A 251-nucleotide genomic window follows, 5' to 3' on the forward strand; every position below is an offset into this window, starting at 1 on the left:
CCGCAGGTACCGGAAATTATCCTGCTCAATTCGCACGACGGTTCGTCCAGTTACCAGATGCTGCCGGGATACTTCCGTGCCATCTGCACCAACGGCATGGTCTGTGGTCAGTCGTTTGGCGAAATCAGAGTTCCGCACCGGGGCGATGTCGTCAGCAAGGTCATTGAAGGGGCCTACGACGTACTCAGCGTCTTTGACCGGGTGGAAGACAAGCGCGATGCGATGGAATCGCTTTTGTTACCGCCACCAGC

At 57.0% G+C, this 251-nt stretch carries 1 protein-coding gene; it reads left to right on the plus strand.

Going from position 1 to position 251, the window contains the following annotated elements; genetic code table 11:
- Window positions 1-251, plus strand: a 251-nt coding sequence (locus GM30_RS03590) for a DUF932 domain-containing protein (protein WP_155483913.1), incomplete at both ends; no start/stop codon positions are given.

It is taken from the genome of Trabulsiella odontotermitis, from assembly GCF_001188485.1.
GTDB classification, from domain to species: domain Bacteria; phylum Pseudomonadota; class Gammaproteobacteria; order Enterobacterales; family Enterobacteriaceae; genus Trabulsiella; species Trabulsiella odontotermitis_A.